This window comes from Streptosporangium sp. G12 (assembly GCF_052983175.1).
In genome coordinates this window covers 602,297-621,311 of the sequence record NZ_JBRIQO010000001.1, presented here as the reverse complement: position 1 = coordinate 621,311, position 19,015 = coordinate 602,297, and the positions used below count along the sequence as shown (strand labels likewise).

Here is a 19,015-nt window from a genome sequence, read left to right as displayed (position 1 = left end):
GAGGCCCGGGGCGGGGGCGGGGGCTCGCCCCGGGCGTCCGGCCGGCGGCCCCGGTCACCGGACGCCCCGGTCGAGACGCGAGTGGCGATAGCCGTAGAGGAAGTAGGCGAGCAGGCCGGCCGCCATCCAGATCCCGAAGGCCAGCCAGGTGACGCCTGCCAGGCCGGCCATCACGACGAGGCAGAGGATCACACCGAGGATCGGCGTGATCGGGAAGAACGGTGTCCTGAAGCCGCGGGGCAGGTCGGGGCGGGTGCGGCGCAGGACGAGCACACCGGTGTTGACGATCGCGAAGGCGAACAGGGTGCCGATGCTGGTGGCCTCGGCGAGCCGGCCCAGCGGGACGAACCCGGCGAGCACGGAGACGAAGGCGGCCACGATGAGGGTGTTGGCGACCGGTACCCGGCGGCGCGGGCTCACCCTCTCGAAGATCTTCGGAATCAGGCCGTCGCGCGCCATGGCGAACAGGATGCGGGTCTGGCCGTACAGCACGGTCAGGACCACGCTGGCGATGGCGATGGCCGCGCCGAAGGAGATGACGACACCGGGCCAGGTGGCGCCCACGGCCCGCTTCGCGATCACGGACAGGCCCGCCTCGGTGCTCTCCGGGCCGAAGTCCCGCCACGGCATGGCGCCGACGGCGGCCAGCGCCACCAGGACGTAGACGAGCGTGACGACGCCGAGGGACAGCATGATCGCCAAAGGAAGGTCGCGCCTGGGGTTCCTGGCCTCCTCCCCGGCGGTGGAGGCCGCGTCGAAACCGATGTAGGCGAAGAACACCTGCGAGGCGGCGGCGGTGATGCCGGCGACCCCCATCGGGGCGAACGGCGCCAGGTTGCCCGAGTCGAACGCGGTGAACGCCACGACGCAGAAGAACGCCAGCACCGCGATCTTGACGAGCACGAGGATCGCGTTGGCGCCCGCGCTCTCCGAGGCGCCGCGCAGCAGCAGCCAGGTGGCGAGCAGGACGATCAGGATCGCGGTCAGGTTGACCACGCCGCCCCGGTCGCCGGGGGAGTGGACGACGGCCGCCGGGAACGTCCAGCCGAACAGGTCCAGGAGGAAGGCGTTGAGGTATTCGCCCCAGCCGACCGCCACGGCCGCCACCGAGACGGCGTACTCCAGCATCAGGCACCAGCCGCACACCCACGCCACCAGCTCGCCCAGGGTGGCGTACGCGTACGAGTACGACGATCCTGAGACGGGGATCGTGCCGGCCAGTTCCGCGTACGACAGCGCGGAGAACAGGGCGGTGAGCGCGGCCAGCAGGAAGGCGACCGGCACCGCGGGGCCCGCCTTGGGCACGGCCTGGCCGAGGATCACGAAGATGCCGGTGCCGAGGGTGGCGCCGACGCTGAACAGGGTCAGCTGCCACAGGGTCATGCTCCTGCGCAGCTCGCCGCCCTCGCCGTGGCCGCCCTCGGCGACGATCTCCTCGGCGGGCTTGGTACGGAACAGCCGGCGAGCCGGTGAGGCCATCCGCTCGTCCCCCTCCACTGCGGTCCGGGTGGTGATGGTCCGCCCTGCCGGGAGGAGGGAGCAGACCTGTCCTCCGGGGGACGACGGCTCTCCGGGAGGTATGAGGAGCTTTTCCGCACACGTCCCGCCGGACCAGGTTTCCGGGAGCCGAGCCGTCCGGACGGACCGAAGCTGCCTGGACGGGCCGAGTTGTCTGGATGGACCGGGCTGTCCGGACGGGCCGGGCCCTCCGGGCGGCGGGGAGGAGGGGAGTCAGATGCCGTCGCGTTCGAGCGGGCAGCTCATGCAGCGCGGGCCGCCCCGGCCGCGGCCGAGCTCGCTGCCCCGGATCGTGATGACCTCGATCCCGTTCTCGCGCAGGTGGTTGTTGGTGGTGGTGTTGCGCTCGTAGGCCACCACCACGCCGGGACGCAGGGCCAGCACGTTGCAGCCGTCGTCCCACTGCTCCCGCTCGGAGGCGTACACGTCCTGCGTCGCGCTGAGGACCTTGATGTCGTCCAGCCCGATCGCCCGCGCGATGGCCCGGTGCATGTCCTCGGGGGGATGGTCGGTGATCTTGAGTTCCTTCTCGTTGTCGCCGGGCTCGACGGTGTAGGAGGGCAGCATGCCCAGCCCCGCGAACTTGGTGAAGACGCCGACGTCCACGTTGGTCATGACCGTGTCCAGGTGCATGAAGGCCCGCGCCTTCGGCATGTCCAGCGCGACGATCCTCGTCGCCGCCCCTCGCCTGAACAGGCTCCGCGCGAGCATCTCGACGGCCTGGGGCTGCGTGCGCTCGCTGATCCCCACCAGCACCGCGCCGCGGCCGATGACGAGCACGTCGCCGCCCTCGATGGTGGCGGGCGCCATGGGGATGCCCGGCAGCCAGACGTTGTAGCCGCCCTCGTCCGGCCGGTCGTAGCCGGGCGCGAAGGCCGGGTGGTAGCGGTAGATCGCCTCCATGTTGACGGTCTCGCGGCGGCGGGCCTTCTTCCTCATCGCGTTGATCGAGACGCCGTCGTAGATCCAGCAGGAGGTGTCGCGGGTGAACAGGTGGTTGGGCAGCGGGGGCAGGACGAAGTCGTCCGGCTTGAGCGTGTGGAAGGCGAGGCTCTTGGGGTCGGTGCCCATCTCCACCATCTCGCGCTTGGTGATGCCGCCGGTGAGATAGCGCTGGAGCACGATGGAGTCCATCGAGTCCAGCGCGTTGCGGATGGCGTCGACGGCCATCGGGCCGAAGTAGCGCTCGTCGGCGACGCCGTCCAGGATGTGCTTGCGCGCCTCGGGGATCTCGACCGTCTCGTGGAGCAGGTCGGAGAGCATGTGGACGGTGACGCCCTGTTCGACCAGGAGCTTCTGCCACTCCTCGTGCTCCTCCACGGCGCGCTGCACCCACAGCACGTCGTCGAAGAGGAAGTCGTCCTTGTTCGACGGCGTGAGCCGTTTCAGGGCGAGTTCCGGCCGGTGCAGCAGGACCTGGTGGAGCCGGCCGACCTCGGAGTCGACGTGAAAGGCCATTTCTCTTCCTTCGCGGCTGGTGACGGGCGCGGCCGGTGACGAGGCCGCCGTGGCCGCCGGTGGCCGCCGGTGGCCGCCGGGCCGGCCGCGCCCGGGGTGTGATCGTCATGCTCCGCCTTGGTGCGGATGTAAAGCGCATACCCGGAAGAACCAAGGGGAAGTCAGCGATGATCGGGATATTTATTCTCTTTTGAGAAGATCGCTGGGCCGGATCTTCGGCGTTCGCGGAGCGGACCCCTGTTCGGGCGAGCCTTCACGCGGCTGGTACCGTGAAGGCGTTGACTTCCTTTAAGACCCGTCCCGTGAGGCGGGAAAGGTGGTGTTCCTCCTTGGCCGAGGCCATTTCGCGTTCGCTCCCGCATGCGCAGGGCAACGCCCGCGCCGTTCTCGAGGAGCCCGACATCAACCGGGCTCTCGTCCGCATCTCCCACGAGATCCTTGAGCGGACCAAGGGCGGTGAGAACGTCCTTCTCCTGGGCATCCCCACCCGCGGCGTCCACCTGGCCCGCCGCCTGGCCGCCCACATCAAGCAGTTCGAGGGCCGCTCGGTGCCCGTCGGCTCCCTCGACGTCACGATGTACCGCGACGACCTCCGGCTGCGTCCCGCCCGCGCGCTGGGCCGCACCGAGCTGCCCGCCGACGGCATCGACGGCAGGGTGGTCGTCCTCGTCGACGACGTCCTCTACTCGGGCCGCACCGTCCGCGCGGCCCTCGACGCCCTCAACGACCTGGGCCGCCCGCAGGCCGTGCAGCTCGCCACCCTGGTCGACCGGGGACACCGCGAGCTGCCCATCCGCCCCGACTACGTGGGCAAGAACCTGCCGACGTCCAAGTCCGAGAGCGTCAAGGTCTACCTGGAGGAGAACGACGGCCGCGACGCGGTCCTGCTGCTGAAGGAGGAGGACCGGTGAAGCGGCACCTGATCTCCGCGGCCGACCTGACCCGCGACGACGCCCTGCTCATCCTGGACACCGCCGACGAGCTGGCGAAGATCTCGGAACGTTCCATCAAGAAGCTGCCCACCCTGCGGGGCCGCACGGTGGTGAACCTCTTCTTCGAGGACTCCACCCGGACCAGGATCTCCTTCGAGGCCGCCGCCAAGCGCCTGTCGGCCGACGTCATCAACTTCTCCGCCAAGGGCTCCAGCGTCTCCAAGGGCGAGTCGCTCAAGGACACCGCGCTCACCCTGGAGGCGATGGGCGCCGACGCCGTCGTGATCCGCCACGGCGCCTCGGGCGCGCCGCACCGGCTGGCCGGCTGGGTGCGCGGCAGCGTCGTCAACGCCGGCGACGGCACCCACGAGCACCCCACCCAGGCCCTGCTCGACGCCTTCACCATGCGCCGCCGCCTGGGCCCGCTGGACGGCAGGAAGATCACCATCGTCGGCGACGTGCTGCACAGCCGGGTGGCCCGCTCCAACGTGCTGCTGCTGGCCACGCTCGGCGCCGAGGTGACCCTGGTCGCCCCGCCGACCCTGTTCCCGGTCCAGGTCGACTCCTGGCCGTGCGAGATCTCGTACGACCTCGACGCGGTGCTGCCCAAGTCCGACGTGGTGATGATGCTGCGGGTGCAGCGCGAGCGCATGAACGCGGCCTTCTTCCCCACCGAGCGGGAGTACAGCCGCCGCTACGGGCTCGACCGCGACCGCGTCGCCAAGATGCCCGACCACGCCGTCGTGATGCACCCCGGCCCGATGAACCGGGGCATGGAGATCGCGGCCGAGGTGGCCGACTCGCCGCGCTCGACGATCGTCGAGCAGGTCGCCAACGGTGTGACCGCACGCATGGCCGTTTTGTACCTGCTGCTCGGCGGCGCCGACCTCGGGGGAGAGATCTGATGAACGACCGCATCGGGGCCACGCGTGACGGCATCGTCATCAGGGGCGCCAGGATCCTCGGCGGCGAGCCGGCCGACATCCTGATCCGCGACGGCCTCCTGGTGGAGATCGGCCAGGGGCTGACCGGCGGCGAGACCGTCGAGGCCGAGGGGCTGATCGCCCTGCCCGGCCTGGTCGACCTGCACACCCACCTGCGCGAGCCGGGCCGCGAGGACGCCGAGACCGTCGACACCGGCACCCGCGCCGCCGCCCTCGGCGGCTACACCGCCGTGCACGCCATGGCCAACACCGAGCCGGTCGCCGACACCGCGGGCGTCGTCGAGCAGGTCTGGCGCCTGGGTCAGGAGGCGGGCCACTGCGACGTGCAGCCCGTCGGCGCCGTCACCGTCGGCCTGGGCGGTGAGCGCCTGGCCGAGCTCGGCGCGATGGCCGACTCCGCCGCGCGGGTCCGGGTCTTCTCCGACGACGGCAAGTGCGTCTCCGACGCGGTGCTCATGCGCCGCGCCCTGGAGTACGTCAAGGCGTTCGACGGCGTCGTCGCCCAGCACGCCCAGGAGCCGCGCCTGACCGCGGGCGCGCAGATGAACGAGGGCGCGGTCTCCGGCAGGCTGGGCCTGACCGGGTGGCCCGCGGTCGCCGAGGAGGCGATCATCGCCCGCGACTGCCTGCTCGCCGCCCACGTCGGCTCGCGCCTGCACGTCTGCCACGTCTCCACGGCCGGTTCCGTGGAGATCATCCGCTGGGCCAAGTCCAAGGGCTGGGACGTCACCGCCGAGGTGACCCCGCACCACCTGCTTCTCACCGACGACCTGGTCGAGGACTCCCCGGTCGGCTCCTACAACCCGATCTACAAGGTGAACCCGCCGCTGCGCACCCGCGCGGACGTCGAGGCGCTGCGCGAGGCCCTGGCCGACGGCACGATCGACTGCGTGGCCACCGACCACGCCCCGCACCCGGTCGAGGACAAGGAGACCGAGTGGGCCGCCGCGGCCATGGGCATGATCGGCCTGGAGACGGCGCTGGCCGTGGTCCAGGAGGCGATGGTGGACACCGGGCTGCTCGACTGGGCCGGCGTCGCCGAGCGCATGTCCCTCGCCCCGGCCAGGATCGGCAGGCTCCAGGGGCACGGACGGCCGATCGAGGCCGGGGCCCCGGCCAACATCACCCTCTACGACCCGTCGGTGCGTGCCGCGGTCGACCCGGCGGGCTACGCTTCCAAGAGCCGCAACACGCCCTACGAGGGCCTGACCCTGCCCGGCCGCGTCGTGGCGACCTTCCTGCGCGGCAGGCCGACCGTCCTGGACGGAAAGCTCACGTGAGGGCTCCCGTCCGCCGCGCCCGGGCGACCGCAGTGACCTCTGTGACCGCCGTGTCCTTCAGGGAGGGCGCCTTGCGCCTTCCCTCCCCGGAACACGGGGGCCTCCCTCCCGCCCCGGGGCGCCGAGACGCCCCATCGGGCGGAGGGATGGCGACCCACCATGCCGGATATTTCATACTTTGCGGAGCTGTAACCGAGATGATCGGGGTGTGTGAGTGACCGCAGTGCTAGTGCTGGAAGACGGGCGCGTCTTCCGCGGGATCCCTTACGGCGCCGAGGGCGAGACCTTCGGCGAGATGGTCTTCAACACCGGGATGACCGGCTACCAGGAGACGCTGACCGACCCGTCGTACCACCGCCAGATCGTCGCGATGACCGCGCCCCACATCGGGAACACCGGGGTCAACGACGAGGATCCGGAGTCGTCGCGGGTGTGGGTGGCCGGATACGTGGTCCGCGAGCCCGCCCGGACGGCCTCCAGCTGGCGCTCCAACCGTTCCCTGGACGACTACCTCAAGGAGCAGGGCGTCGTCGGCATCGCCATCACCGGCACCCGCGCCCTCACCCGCCACCTGCGGGAGCGGGGGGCGATGCGGGCCGGGGTCTTCTCCGGCAAGGCCCTGGCGCCGGTCGAGGAGCTGCTGGAGCGGGTGCTGGGCAGCCCCGCGATGGAGGGCGCCGACCTGGCCGGGGAGGTCTCCACCCCCAAGCCGTACGTCGTGCCCGCGATCGGTCCCAAGCGGTTCACCGTGGCCGCCGTCGACCTCGGCATCAAGGCGATGACGCCGCACCGGATGGCCGAGCGCGGCTGCGAGGTGCACGTGCTGCCCGCCTCCGTCACCGCCGAGGAGATCCTCGCGCTCGGCCCCGACGGGGTGTTCTTCTCCAACGGCCCGGGCGACCCCGCCACCGCCGACGGCCCGGTGCGGGCGCTTCGCGGCGTCCTCGACGCGGGCGTCCCGTTCTTCGGCATCTGCTTCGGCAACCAGCTCTTCGGGCGGGCGCTGGGGCTGGGCACCTACAAGCTGCGCTACGGCCACCGGGGCGTCAACCAGCCGGTGCAGCACCGGGGCACCGGCAAGGTGGAGATCTCCGCGCACAACCACGGCTTCGCGGTACGGGCGCCGCTGGAGGGCGTGTTCGACACGCCGTACGGATCGGCGGAGGTCAGCCACGTCAACCTCAACGACGACTGCGTCGAGGGGCTGCGGCTGCTGGACCGCCCGGCGTTCAGCGTCCAGTACCACCCCGAGGCCGCGGCGGGCCCGCACGACTCGGCCGGCCTGTTCGACGACTTCTGCGCGTTGATGGCGGGCGAGCGGGGAACGGTCGGTGAGGTGAGCGCTGACACGGGCGCGACCACGAGCACGAGCACGAGTACGGGGGGAAGCAAGGGTGCCTAAGCGCACGGACATTCAGTCGATCATGGTGATCGGCTCAGGGCCGATCGTGATCGGCCAGGCCTGCGAGTTCGACTACTCGGGCACCCAGGCCTGCCGGGTGCTGCGCGCCGAGGGCTTCCGCGTGATCCTCGTCAACAGCAACCCGGCGACGATCATGACCGACCCCGAGTTCGCCGACGCCACCTACGTCGAGCCCATCACCCCCGACATCGTCGAGAAGATCATCGCCAAGGAGCGGCCCGACGCGCTGCTGCCCACCCTGGGCGGGCAGACCGCGCTGAACACCGCGATCTCCCTGTACGAGGCCGGGGTCCTGGAGCGCTACGACGTCGAGCTGATCGGCGCCGACGTCGACGCCATCCAGGCGGGCGAGAACCGCGAGCTGTTCAAGGGCATCGTGGCCAAGGTCGCCGCCGAGCGCGGCCTCAACGCCGAGTCGGCGCGCTCGTTCGTCTGCCACGGCATGGACGAGTGCCTGGCCGCCGCCGGCGAGCTGGGCTACCCGCTGGTGGTGCGGCCCTCCTTCACCATGGGCGGGGTCGGCTCGGGCTTCGCGCACGACGAGGAGGGGCTGCGCCGCATCGCCGGGGCGGGCCTCGACGCCTCGCCGACCACCGAGGTGCTCCTGGAGGAGTCCATCCTCGGCTGGAAGGAGTACGAGCTGGAGGTCATGCGCGACCGGGCCGACAACGTGGTGATCGTCTGCTCGATCGAGAACATCGACCCGATGGGCGTGCACACCGGCGACAGCGTCACCGTGGCCCCCGCGCTGACGCTGACCGACCGCGAGTACCAGAACATGCGCGACGTGGCCATCGCGGTCATCCGCGAGGTCGGCGTCGACACCGGCGGCTGCAACATCCAGTTCGCCGTCGACCCGCGCACCGGCCGCATGGTCGTCATCGAGATGAACCCCCGCGTCTCGCGCTCCTCGGCGCTCGCCTCCAAGGCCACCGGCTTCCCGATCGCGAAGATCGCCGCCAAGCTGGCCATCGGCTACACCCTGGACGAGATCCCCAACGACATCACCAAGGAGACCCCGGCGTCGTTCGAGCCCTCGCTCGACTACGTCGTGGTCAAGGTGCCGAGGTTCGCGTTCGAGAAGTTCGCCGGGGCCGACCAGACCCTGACCACCCACATGAAGTCGGTGGGCGAGGCCATGGCGATCGGCAGGTCCTTCCCCGAGGCCCTGCAGAAGGCGCTGCGCTCGCTGGAGAAGAAGGGCGCCTCCTTCACCTGGGCCGGGGAGCCGGGCGACAAGGACGAGCTCCTGGCCGCCTGCCGCGTCCCGCACGACGGGCGCCTGTTCACCATGCAGCAGGCCATCCGCGCCGGGGCCACGATCGAGGAGCTGTCCGAGGCCACCTCCGTCGACCCCTGGTTCCTCGACCAGCTCTTCGCGATCGACGAGGTCGCCGCCGAGCTGCGCGACGCGCCGCAGCTGACCGCCGAGGTGCTGACCCGGGTCAAGCGGTACGGCTTCAGCGACGCGCAGATCGCCGAGCTGCGCGACATGACCGAGCCGCGGGTGCGCGACCTGCGCCACGCCCTCGGCGTCCGCCCGGTCTACAACACCGTCGACACCTGCGCCGCCGAGTTCGCCGCCCAGACCCCCTACCTGTACTCCACCTACGACGAGGAGACCGAGGTCCCCCACGGGGAGCGTCCCAAGGTCCTCATCCTCGGCTCGGGACCCAACAGGATCGGCCAGGGCATCGAGTTCGACTACGCGTGCGTGCACGCCTCCTTCGAGCTGTCGGCCGCCGGGTACGAGACCGTCATGGTCAACTGCAACCCCGAGACGGTCTCCACCGACTACGACACCTCCGACCGCCTCTACTTCGAGCCGCTCACCCTGGAGGACGTCCTGGAGGTCGTCCACGCCGAGCAGCAGACCGGTCCCGTGGTGGGCGTCATCGTCCAGCTCGGCGGCCAGACCCCGCTCGGCCTGGCCCAGGCGCTCAAGGACGCCGGGGTCCCGATCGTCGGCACCTCGCCCGAGTCGATCCACCTCGCCGAGGAGCGCGGCGCGTTCGGCAGGGTCCTCGCCGAGGCGGGCCTGCCCGCGCCCAAGCACGGTGTCGCGGTGACGGAGGACGAGGCGCTGGCCATCGCCGCCGAGATCGGCTACCCGGTGCTGGTGCGGCCCTCCTACGTGCTGGGCGGCGCCGGGATGGCCATCGTCTACGACGACGACACCCTGACCTCCTACATGGCCAAGGCGGGCGCGGCCAGCGACCACCCGGTGCTGGTGGACAAGTTCCTCGACGAGGCCGTGGAGATCGACGTCGACGCCCTGTTCGACGGCGAGGAGCTCTACCTCGGCGGCGTGATGGAGCACATCGAGGAGGCCGGCATCCACTCCGGCGACTCGGCGTGCTCGCTGCCGCCGATGACGCTGGGCGGCTACGACATCAAGCGCATCCGCGCCGCCACCGAGGCCATCGCCAGGGGAGTGGGCGTGCGCGGCCTGCTCAACGTGCAGTACGCCATGTCCGCCAACATCCTGTACGTGCTGGAGGCCAACCCGCGCGCCAGCCGTACGGTCCCGTTCGTCTCCAAGGCCACGGCGGTGCCGCTGGCCAAGGCGGCGGCCAGGGTGATGATGGGCGCCACGGTGGCGGACCTGCGCGCCGAGGGCCTGCTGCCCGCGACCGGCGACGGCGGCACCATGCCGCTGGACGCGCCCATCGCGGTCAAGGAGGCCGTGCTGCCGTTCAACCGCTTCCGCGGCGTGGACATCGTGCTCAGCCCCGAGATGCGATCCACCGGCGAGGTCATGGGGATCGACGAGTTCTTCGGCACCGCCTACGCCAAGTCGCAGGCCGCCGCGTACGGCTCGCTGCCCACCAAGGGGCGGGCGTTCGTCTCGGTGGCCAACCGCGACAAACGCGCGATGATCTTCCCGGTGAAGGCCCTCGCCGACCTCGGCTTCGAGATCCTCGCCACCGAGGGCACCGCCGAAGTACTGCGCCGCAACGGTGTCCATGCCAAGATCGTGCGCAAGCACAGCGAGGGGACCGGCCCCGAGGGCGAGCAGACCATCGTCCGGCGCATCCTGGACGGGGAGGTGGACCTCATCGTCAACACCCCCTTCGGCAGTCCCGGCCAGTCGGGGCCGCGCCTGGACGGCTACGAGATCCGCACCGCCGCGGTGTTGCGCGCCATCCCCTGCATCACCACCGTCCAGGGACTCGCCGCGGCCGTACAGGGCATCCAGGCGATCGTCCGCGGTGACATCGGCGTACGGTCCCTCCAGGAGCACGCGAAGCGTTTGCGGAGCGGCTGAGGAGCGGGGCCGGTGCCTTAGCGGAGGTGAGGGAGACGCCTGTTACTCCGGTACAGGTGACCGGCACGGTGCTGACGACGCGCCGCGTCGACGCCTACCATGCGCTGACCGTGGTGGCGCCCGGCATCGCCGAGCGCTTCCGCCCCGGCCACTTCGTCGGGGTGGCCGTCGGCGGGGCGCGGACGTCGATGCTGACGCGCCGCGCCTTCTTCGTCCACGACGTCAAGCCCGACTACGGCGGTACGGTCGAGTTCGTCTTCTCCGTACGAGGTCCCGGCACGGCCTGGCTGGCCGGGCGCCGCGCCCGCGACACCCTCGACCTGGTGGGCCCGCTCGGCCGCCCGTTCCCGCTGCCCAGGGACCCGGTGACCTGTGTCCTGGTCGGCGCCGAGCACGGCTCGGCGACGCTGTTCACCGTGGCCGACGCCCTCCAGGGGCGCGGCTGCCGTGTCGACTTCGTCCTGGGCGCGGTCTCCGCCGACCGGGTGTTCGGCGCCCTGCGCGCCAGGAGGATGGGGGAGACCACCACGCTGACCACCGAGGACGGCTCCCTGGGCATGCGCGGCCGGGTGACCGACGTGCTGCCCGGGGTGATCGCCGACGTGCGGGCCGACGCCGTCTACGCCTGCGGCCCGATGCCGGTGCTGCGCGGCGTCACCGCGGTGGCGGTCGAGTTCGACATCCCCGTCCAGGTGGCCGTCGAGGAGGGGATGGCGTGCGGGATCGGCGTGTGCATGACGTGCGTGCTCCCGGTCATCGGGGACGACGGTGTAACCCGGATGGTGCGCTCGTGCGTCGAAGGACCGGTCTTCAGGGGCGAGCGCGTCCGCTTCGACGACGTCGGCACGATCCCGTTCGACGCGCTGGGAGCGCCCGGTGGGGGAACGCGGAATGCCGGTTGACATGCGGACGTACCTGGGGCACGTGGAGCTGGTCAACCCCGTCACCACGGCCGCCGGGTGCGCGGCATCGGGCTCGGAGCTGGCCCAGTTCTTCGACCTCGCCAGGATCGGCGCGCTGACCACCCGGTCGATCACGATGGCCCCCAGGGCGGGCCGCCCGACCCCCAGGATGGCCGAGACGCCCTCGGGCATGCTCAACGCCGTCGGGCTCCAGGGGCCGGGCGTGGACGCCTTCCTGGAGCGCGAGCTGCCCTGGCTGGCCCAGCGGGGCGTACGGACGGTGGTGTCCATCGGCGGCGGCACCGTGGCCGAGTACACCGCGCTGGCCCGCAGGCTCACCGACGCGCCCGGGGTCACCGCGGTGGAGGTCAACCTGTCCTGCCCCAACATCGAGGACCGGGGCCGGGTCTTCGCCCGCGACGGCGCGGCCTCCGCCGAGGTGATCGCCTCGGTGCGCTCGGTGATGCGCTACGACGTGCCCGTGGTGGCCAAGCTCTCCCCGGACGTCGTGGACATCGTGAGCGTCGCCCGCGCGTGCGTGGACGGCGGCGCCGACGCGCTCTCGATGATCAACAACCCGCTCGGCATGAGCATCGACACCGAGGCCATGCGCCCCGCGCTCGCGGCCGTCACCGGCGGCCTGTCGGGACCGGCCATCCGGCCGCTGGCCGTACGCTGCGTGTGGCAGGTCCACGCGGCCCTGCCCAGCGTGCCCATCATCGGCATGGGCGGCGTGCTGACCGGCAGGGACGCCTTCGAGCTCATCCTCGCCGGCGCCTGCGTCGTCGCCGTGGGGACGGCGCTGTTCCACGACCCCTACGCCTGCCTGCGCATCCTCCGCGAGCTGGAGGAGCTCCTGGCGGCCCGGGGGTTCCACCGGCTGGCCGACGCGGTCGGACTGGCCCACCGCCCGCCGGGGGCGTCCTCCCGGCATCGGATAGATCTTGAGGAGAGTTCCCTGTGACGCCCGCACCCATCGCCGTCGCCCTGGACGCGCCAGACCTCGAGACCGCGGCCCACTGGGCGAGCCTGGTGACCCCGCACGTCACCACCGTCAAGGTCGGGCTGGAACTCTATCTCCGCTACGGCCCCGACGTGATCGCCTCCGTCCGCGGGGCGAGCGGAGTGCGGATCTTCCTGGACCTGAAGCTCCACGACATCCCCAACACCGTCGCGGGCGCCGCCAGGGCCGTGGCCCGCCTCAAGCCCGCCATCCTGACCGTGCACGCCGCCGGGGGCCCCGCGATGATCCGCGCGGCCGTGGAGGCCATGCCCAACACCCAGATCGCGGCGGTGACGTTGCTCACCTCGCTCTCGGAGGCCGACCTGGACCAGATGGGCGTCAACGGCCCCTCGCAGGACGCCGTGCGCCGCCTGTCGGCGCTGGCCGTCGCCGCGGGCGCCCAGGCCCTCGTCTGCTCGCCGCGCGAGGTCGCCGCGGTGCGCGCGGAGGTCGGGCCCGACATCACCCTCATCACCCCCGGCGTCCGCCCCGTCGGCGCCGCGAGCCAGGACCAGGCAAGAGTAGCGACCCCCGAGCAGGCGCTGGCCGACGGGGCCGACCTTCTCGTGATCGGCCGCCCGATCACCGGCTCCGCCGATCCCGGCGCGACGGCCGCGGGCATCGCCGCCGCCCTCCGGCGCGTCTCCGCCGCCACGGGGCACGGCGCGTGACACGGCCCGGGAAGCGGTCCGGGAAGCGGCCCGCGAACCCGCCGGGCGGTCGTGGGCGGCGCGCCCGCAACCCTGCCGGGCGTCACGCGTGGCAGGGTCCGGAAGCCGCCGGGCGTCACGCGTGACGGGGTCCGGAGACCGCCGGGCGTCACGCATGAAGGGGTCCGGAGACCGCCGGGCGTCGCGGGTGGGGTAACGCCGGGAACCACCCGGTTTCGCGTGTGAGGGGACGCTGGAGACCGCCGTGCGTCGCGGGTGAGACAACCCCTGAAAACTCGGCGTTGAGAGCAGTTTCGTCGACATAGAGCAACGCGGCGAGCACGGAAAGTCACGAAGTAGATTTTCTAGGGGGATAAAGTGGCCTTGACGTTGCTTGAAGCGCCATGACCAGCTAGTTTCCCTTCCCGTCCGAGTACATCGACAGGAAATTCGAGGTGACCCGGCGTGGCTCTTCCTCCCCTTACCCCTGAGCAGCGCGCCGCAGCCCTAGAGAAGGCTGCCAAGGCCCGCCGAGAGCGTGCCGAGGTGAAGAACCGCCTGAAGCACGGTGCGGTCTCTCTGGCTGAGGTGCTCAAAGACGGGCAGGCCGACGACGTCATCGGCAAGATGAAGGTTTCGGCCCTTCTCGAGTCGCTTCCCGGCGTGGGCAAGGTCCGCGCCAAGCAGCTCATGGAGCGGCTTGGAATCGCAGAGTCCCGCCGCGTGCGGGGCCTGGGTACGAACCAGCGAGCTTCGCTCGAGCGTGAGTTCGGCGGGGCCGAGAGCTAGTCTCGGTTCATACGACCACGCTCGCCCCACATGGGGGACGGCATCACGGGGGGTTTGGAGTGACCGGAACGTCGTGGTCCGACGAGAGTCGGACTCCGGAGGCAACCGCCGAGGGCGGGGCCGGTCGCTTCACATCCCCAGCCGGAGGTCCGGAGGGGGCGCCAGCCTTCCCCGGCCTCTCGGCCGGTAAGCGCCTGACGGTCCTGTCCGGGCCGTCGGGCGTCGGCAAGTCCACGGTCGTCGCCGAGCTTCGGCGGGCACACCCCGAGGTGTGGCTGTCGGTCTCGGTGACCACCAGGAAGCCCCGTCCGGGGGAGACCCACGGCGTCGAGTACTTCTTCGCCGACGACGAGGAGTTCGACCGCCTCGCCGCCTCGGGCGAGCTGCTGGAATGGGCCGAGTTCGCCGGCAACCGGTACGGAACCCCGCGCGGCCCCGTGCTCGAGAAGCTCGACGCCGGGGTGCCCACGCTGCTGGAGATCGACCTTCAGGGCGCCAGGCAGGTCCGCGCGACCATGCCCGAGGCACTGCTGGTCTTCCTGGCCCCCCCGACCTGGGGAGAGCTGGAGAAGCGGCTGCGCGGCCGGGGCACCGAGCCCGAGGACGTCATCGCCCGCCGCCTGGCGGCCGGCCGGATCGAGATGGCGGCCGAGCAGGAGTTCGACCTGACACTCGTCAACACGTCCGTCCAGGGCGTATGCCATCGGCTGATAGCCTTATTGGCTGATGCTCCCGAGGATTCGCGCCTCGGACGTTCACCTAGCTAGGGGAAATCACACGTGGCAACCAGCGCCGCCTACTCCGAAGGCATCACCAACCCGTCGATCGACGCCCTGCTCGACATCGTCGACAGCAAGTACAGTCTCGTGATCTTCGGCTCCAAGCGGGCGCGTCAGATCAACGCCTACTACTCCCAGCTCGGCGAGGGCCTGCTCGAGTACGTCGGCCCGCTCGTCGAGACCCACGCGCAGGAGAAGCCGCTGTCCATCGCGCTGCGCGAGGTCAGCGAGGGCCTGCTGACCTCCGAGCCGATCGAGGGCTGAACCACCTCGTGCGGACCCCAGAAGAAGCCGGGTCTCCCGGCAGACCCAGGGTCGTCCTCGGTGTGAGCGCGGGCATCGCCGCCTACAAGGCGTGCGAGCTGCTGCGCCTGTTCACCGAGTCGGGTCACGACGTGCGCGTGGTCCCGACCAGGGAGGCGCTCCGCTTCGTCGGTGAGCCGACCTGGGCCGCGCTGTCGGGCAACCCGGTCACGACCGACGTCTGGGAGTCCGTGCACGAGGTGCCGCACGTCCGCATCGGGCAGGGCGCCGACCTGGTGGTCGTCGCGCCGGCCACCGCCGACGTGCTCGCCAAGGCCGCCCACGGGCTGGCGGGCGACCTGCTGACCAACACCCTGCTCACCGCGCGCTGCCCGGTGGTGTTCGCCCCGGCGATGCACACCGAGATGTGGGAGCACCCCGCGACCCGCGCCAACGTGGCCACGCTCCGCGAGCGCGGCTCGATCGTCGTCGACCCCGCCGTGGGCCGCCTGACCGGCGCCGACACCGGCCCCGGCCGGCTGCCGGACCCGAAGGAGATCTTCGAGGTCTGCCGCGCGGTTCTCGCCGGACGCTCCGCCGACCTGGCGGGGCGCCGCCTGGTGATCTCCGCCGGGGGCACCCGCGAGGCCATCGACCCGGTCCGCTTCATCGGCAACCGCTCCTCGGGCCTGCAGGGCTACGCGCTGGCCCGCACGGCCGTCGCCCGCGGAGCCGAGGTCACCCTGGTGGCCGCCAACGTCGGCCTGCCCGATCCGGCGGGCGCCCGGGTCGTCCGGGTCGAGTCGGCCCTGGAGCTGCGCGCCGCCGTGCTCGACGCGGTGGAGGGCGCCGACGCCGTGGTCATGGCCGCCGCCGTCGCCGACTTCCGGCCCGCGGCGCGGAGCGGATCGAAGATCAAGAAGACCGCCGACGAGCCTGACGCCATCCATCTTGTGAAAAATCCTGACATCTTGGCTGAGCTGGGTGAGCGGCGCCGCGAGGGGCTCAAGCCGTACCCGCGGGTGATCGCGGGATTCGCGGCCGAGACCGACGACGTGCTCGCCAACGGGCGGGCCAAGCTCGCCCGCAAGGGCTGTGATCTGCTCGTCGTCAACCAGGTCGGCGACGGCCTCGCCTTCGGCACGCCCGACAACGCGGCCGTGGTCCTGGTCGCCGGCGGGGAGCAGGTCGAGATCCCCCGCGGTCCCAAGGAGGCCCTCGCCGACACGGTCTGGGACCTCGTCGCCGCGCGCCTGGCCTGACCACTCGCGGTAGACCGCCTCCCGGCGGATCCCGGCCGTTTGCCGGAGCTCGTCTCCCGGTGGATCCGACCACTTGCCGTCGGCCACCTCCCGGCGGATACTGCCTCCGAGATGACCTGCGTTGTCGCGGCTGGGAGGGGTTTCGATCATGCCGGTCGCCGCCGCCGTCAGGGCTCGATGCCGGGCCCTGCTCCCTCCGGGGGAGGAGATCCACTACGTCCTGCCCGCGCTGTCGGTGGGCACCCCGGTCATGGCGACCTTCCTCATCGTGGTCACCGACCGCACCATCTGCGTGATGTCCACCAAGTTCTTCGACCGCGACGCGCCGACCTCGGTGTACGCCACCCACTCCCGGCGCACCCGGCTCGGCCCGCTGGAGTTCTCCGCGGGCGCGGCCATCGAGCTCGGCGGCATGGTGTTCGAGATCGACGAGGAGTACGCCGCGGTGGTCGCCGCCGCCGACGCCGAGGTCTTCGCCCCCGAGACGCTGCCCCCCGATCCTCTGCCCGATTTGTGAGCTAAATGCCGTTTTTCGGGTTTCTGTCGGTGGGGTGATCGAGCCCTCCCCGCATCGCGGACGCACGCGGTTCCGACGTGGATTCCGGTCAGCCGGCGCTCTTTCCGGTACGCGATCCAAGATTTTAGGGTGACATGATCTGAGACGATTTCGCGGCCTCACATCAGGTGGGGCTAGAATTCGCCGGAGCGCTACTGGTGTCCGCCGACGCCAGAGCCCCCAGACGCCAGCAGCCGCTGCATGAGGAGCCACTGACTTGTCCCGTCGCCTTTTCACCTCCGAGTCGGTCACAGAGGGCCACCCGGACAAGATCGCCGACCAGATCAGTGACGCGATTCTCGACGCCATGCTCAAGGGTGACCCCAAGAGCCGTGTCGCGGTCGAGACGCTGATCACCACCGGTCAGGTCCACGTCGCCGGAGAGGTGACGACGGAGACCTACGTCGACATTCCCGGTCTCATCCGCGAGAAGATCCTCGAGATCGGTTACGACGCCTCGCACAAGGGCTTCGACGGCGCCTCCTGTGGCGTGTCGGTGTCCATCGGGGCGCAGTCGCCCGACATCGCCCAGGGTGTCGACGACGCCTACGAGAACCGCGAGGGCGAGGCCGGCGACGAGCTCGACCGCCAGGGCGCCGGCGACCAGGGCCTGATGTTCGGCTACGCCTGCCGCGAGACCCCCGAGCTGATGCCGCTGCCGATCCAGCTGGCGCACCGCCTCGCCGAGCGCCTGTCGCAGGTCCGCAAGGACGGCACGGTGCCCTACCTGCGTCCCGACGGCAAGACCCAGGTCACCGTCGAGTACGACGGCGACAGGCCCGTCCGGCTCGACACCGTGGTGGTCTCCACCCAGCACGCGGCCGAGATCGACCTCAAGGAGATGCTCGCTCCCGACATCAAGGAGCACGTGGTCGACCCGGTCCTGGCCGGCCTGGAGATCGCCACCGAGGGCTACCGCCTCCTGGTCAACCCGACCGGCCGCTTCGAGATCGGCGGCCCCATGGGCGACGCCGGCCTGACCGGTCGCAAGATCATCGTTGACACCTACGGCGGCATGTCCCGCCACGGTGGCGGCGCCTTCTCCGGCAAGGACCCGTCCAAGGTCGACCGCTCGGCCGCCTACGCCATGCGCTGGGTCGCCAAGAACATCGTGGCCGCCGGTCTGGCCGACCGCGCCGAGGTCCAGGTCGCCTACGCCATCGGCAAGGCCCACCCGGTCGGCGTGTTCGTCGAGACCTTCGGCACCGAGAAGACCGACGTCGAGAAGATCCAGCAGGCCGTGCTGGAGGTCTTCGACCTGCGCCCGGCCGCGATCATCCGCGACCTCGACCTGCTCCGCCCGATCTACTCGGGCACCTCCGCGTACGGCCACTTCGGCCGCGAGGGCTTCTCCTGGGAGTCCACCGACCGCGCCGACGCCCTGCGCAGCGCCGCCGGTCTCTGACCCGCACCGCCTTTCCCGTACGGCCCCCGTGATCTCCTTCGCGGGGGCCGTACGCGTTCCCGGTCCCGTCCCGCGGGATGCCGGGTTTCCATCACGATTGCGAGGATGAGGGCCTCTCGCCGGTGAACTGGGCCCAGACGGCGTGGCCGTGGGTTCGGGTGCCCTGGCAGCCGACCTGGGAAGCCAGGGCGGTGACAAGAAGGAGGCCCCGGCCGCTCTCGCCGAGGAGGGCCGGGCGGGGGAGAGCGGGTACGGGCCCCTGGCCGGAGTCGTGGACCGTCACGCGGGTGGCCTCCGGCCTGCGGACGACCTCGACGACGAACGTGCCGTACGGCCGTCCGCTGGCGGTGTGGCGGACCGCGTTGGCGGCGAGTTCGGCGACGACCTGCTCCGCGTCCTGGCCGAGGGGGGAGTCGACCAGGAGGAACCGGACGAAGCGTCGAGCCTCGGGAACCTGGGAGGGGCGGCCGGGGAAGGTCCGCCGCCAGGTCATGCCGCCGGGGCGGAGCCGGACCATCGCCTCGATCAACTCCGGGGCCACGCCGTCGTGGGTAGCGGTCATGTTGTCTCTCCTGGTCGGCGGAAATCGTCAGGAGAACGGTG

The 19,015-nt window shown here is 71.3% G+C and carries 17 protein-coding genes; 14 read left to right on the top strand and 3 right to left on the bottom strand.

Annotated features, from left to right (window positions below; genetic code table 11):
* Window positions 1-54: 54 nt before the first annotated feature.
* Both ACVCAG_RS02595 and ACVCAG_RS02590 read right to left on the bottom strand, forming a co-directional pair.
* Window positions 55-1,479 (bottom strand): amino acid permease, encoded by a 1,425-nt coding sequence (locus tag ACVCAG_RS02595; RefSeq protein ID WP_440081917.1) that lies wholly within the window; start codon window positions 1,477-1,479, stop codon window positions 55-57.
* 252 nt (window positions 1,480-1,731) lie between these two features.
* Window positions 1,732-2,976, bottom strand: a complete 1,245-nt coding sequence (locus tag ACVCAG_RS02590; protein ID WP_440081918.1) for an arginine deiminase — start codon at window positions 2,974-2,976, stop codon at window positions 1,732-1,734.
* A gap of 329 nt (window positions 2,977-3,305) precedes the next feature.
* Between ACVCAG_RS02590 and pyrR the strand changes: the two genes are divergently transcribed.
* The 14 genes from pyrR (at window position 3,306) to metK (ending at window position 18,412) form a co-directional block, all read left to right on the top strand.
* A complete protein-coding gene (gene pyrR / locus ACVCAG_RS02585) occupies window positions 3,306-3,887 on the top strand; it encodes a bifunctional pyr operon transcriptional regulator/uracil phosphoribosyltransferase PyrR (RefSeq protein WP_440081919.1) in 582 nt (193 codons plus the stop codon).
* Window positions 3,884-4,813 (top strand): aspartate carbamoyltransferase catalytic subunit, encoded by a 930-nt coding sequence (locus tag ACVCAG_RS02580; RefSeq protein WP_440081920.1) that lies wholly within the window; start codon window positions 3,884-3,886, stop codon window positions 4,811-4,813. The genes pyrR and ACVCAG_RS02580 overlap by 4 nt, the downstream gene beginning before the upstream one ends.
* The gene (locus ACVCAG_RS02575; RefSeq protein WP_440065154.1) at window positions 4,813-6,132 is read left to right on the top strand and encodes a dihydroorotase; all 1,320 of its coding nucleotides are present in this window, start codon (window positions 4,813-4,815) and stop codon (window positions 6,130-6,132) included. The genes ACVCAG_RS02580 and ACVCAG_RS02575 overlap by 1 nt, the downstream gene beginning before the upstream one ends.
* Before the next feature lie 214 nt (window positions 6,133-6,346).
* The gene (gene carA / locus ACVCAG_RS02570) at window positions 6,347-7,534 is read left to right on the top strand and encodes a glutamine-hydrolyzing carbamoyl-phosphate synthase small subunit (RefSeq protein WP_447189410.1); all 1,188 of its coding nucleotides are present in this window, start codon (window positions 6,347-6,349) and stop codon (window positions 7,532-7,534) included.
* On the top strand, window positions 7,527-10,823 hold the full coding sequence (gene carB, locus ACVCAG_RS02565; RefSeq protein WP_447189409.1) for a carbamoyl-phosphate synthase large subunit: 3,297 nt from the start codon (window positions 7,527-7,529) through the stop codon (window positions 10,821-10,823). The genes carA and carB overlap by 8 nt, the downstream gene beginning before the upstream one ends.
* A gap of 26 nt (window positions 10,824-10,849) precedes the next feature.
* On the top strand, window positions 10,850-11,725 hold the full coding sequence (locus tag ACVCAG_RS02560) for a dihydroorotate dehydrogenase electron transfer subunit (protein ID WP_440081924.1): 876 nt from the start codon (window positions 10,850-10,852) through the stop codon (window positions 11,723-11,725).
* Complete coding sequence (locus tag ACVCAG_RS02555) at window positions 11,715-12,689, top strand: dihydroorotate dehydrogenase (RefSeq protein WP_344749601.1); 975 nt, start codon at window positions 11,715-11,717, stop codon at window positions 12,687-12,689. The genes ACVCAG_RS02560 and ACVCAG_RS02555 overlap by 11 nt, the downstream gene beginning before the upstream one ends.
* Window positions 12,686-13,399, top strand: coding sequence for an orotidine-5'-phosphate decarboxylase (pyrF, locus tag ACVCAG_RS02550; protein ID WP_440081925.1), 714 nt, complete (start codon window positions 12,686-12,688; stop codon window positions 13,397-13,399). The genes ACVCAG_RS02555 and pyrF overlap by 4 nt, the downstream gene beginning before the upstream one ends.
* A 444-nt stretch (window positions 13,400-13,843) precedes the next feature.
* Window positions 13,844-14,167 carry an integration host factor, actinobacterial type gene (gene mihF / locus ACVCAG_RS02545; RefSeq protein WP_030909986.1) on the top strand — a complete coding sequence of 108 codons (324 nt, stop codon included), beginning with the start codon at window positions 13,844-13,846 and terminating at the stop codon, window positions 14,165-14,167.
* Between the two features lie 194 nt (window positions 14,168-14,361).
* A complete protein-coding gene (gene gmk / locus ACVCAG_RS02540; RefSeq protein WP_440065464.1) occupies window positions 14,362-14,934 on the top strand; it encodes a guanylate kinase in 573 nt (190 codons plus the stop codon).
* Window positions 14,935-14,946: 12 nt separating this feature from the next.
* Window positions 14,947-15,210: a DNA-directed RNA polymerase subunit omega gene (gene rpoZ / locus ACVCAG_RS02535; protein ID WP_030909981.1), complete on the top strand. Its 264-nt coding sequence runs from the start codon at window positions 14,947-14,949 to the stop codon at window positions 15,208-15,210.
* Window positions 15,211-15,218: 8 nt separating this feature from the next.
* Complete coding sequence (coaBC, locus tag ACVCAG_RS02530; protein ID WP_440065149.1) at window positions 15,219-16,451, top strand: bifunctional phosphopantothenoylcysteine decarboxylase/phosphopantothenate--cysteine ligase CoaBC; 1,233 nt, start codon at window positions 15,219-15,221, stop codon at window positions 16,449-16,451.
* 148 nt (window positions 16,452-16,599) lie between these two features.
* Window positions 16,600-16,968, top strand: a complete 369-nt coding sequence (locus ACVCAG_RS02525) for a hypothetical protein (RefSeq protein ID WP_350974026.1) — start codon at window positions 16,600-16,602, stop codon at window positions 16,966-16,968.
* Window positions 16,969-17,224: 256 nt separating this feature from the next.
* Window positions 17,225-18,412 (top strand): methionine adenosyltransferase, encoded by a 1,188-nt coding sequence (metK, locus tag ACVCAG_RS02520; protein ID WP_440065146.1) that lies wholly within the window; start codon window positions 17,225-17,227, stop codon window positions 18,410-18,412.
* A 91-nt stretch (window positions 18,413-18,503) separates the two neighbouring features.
* On the opposite strand, the gene ACVCAG_RS02515 is transcribed toward metK, so the two are convergent.
* Complete coding sequence (locus ACVCAG_RS02515; protein WP_440081926.1) at window positions 18,504-18,974, bottom strand: ATP-binding protein; 471 nt, start codon at window positions 18,972-18,974, stop codon at window positions 18,504-18,506.
* Window positions 18,975-19,015: the final 41 nt, after the last annotated feature.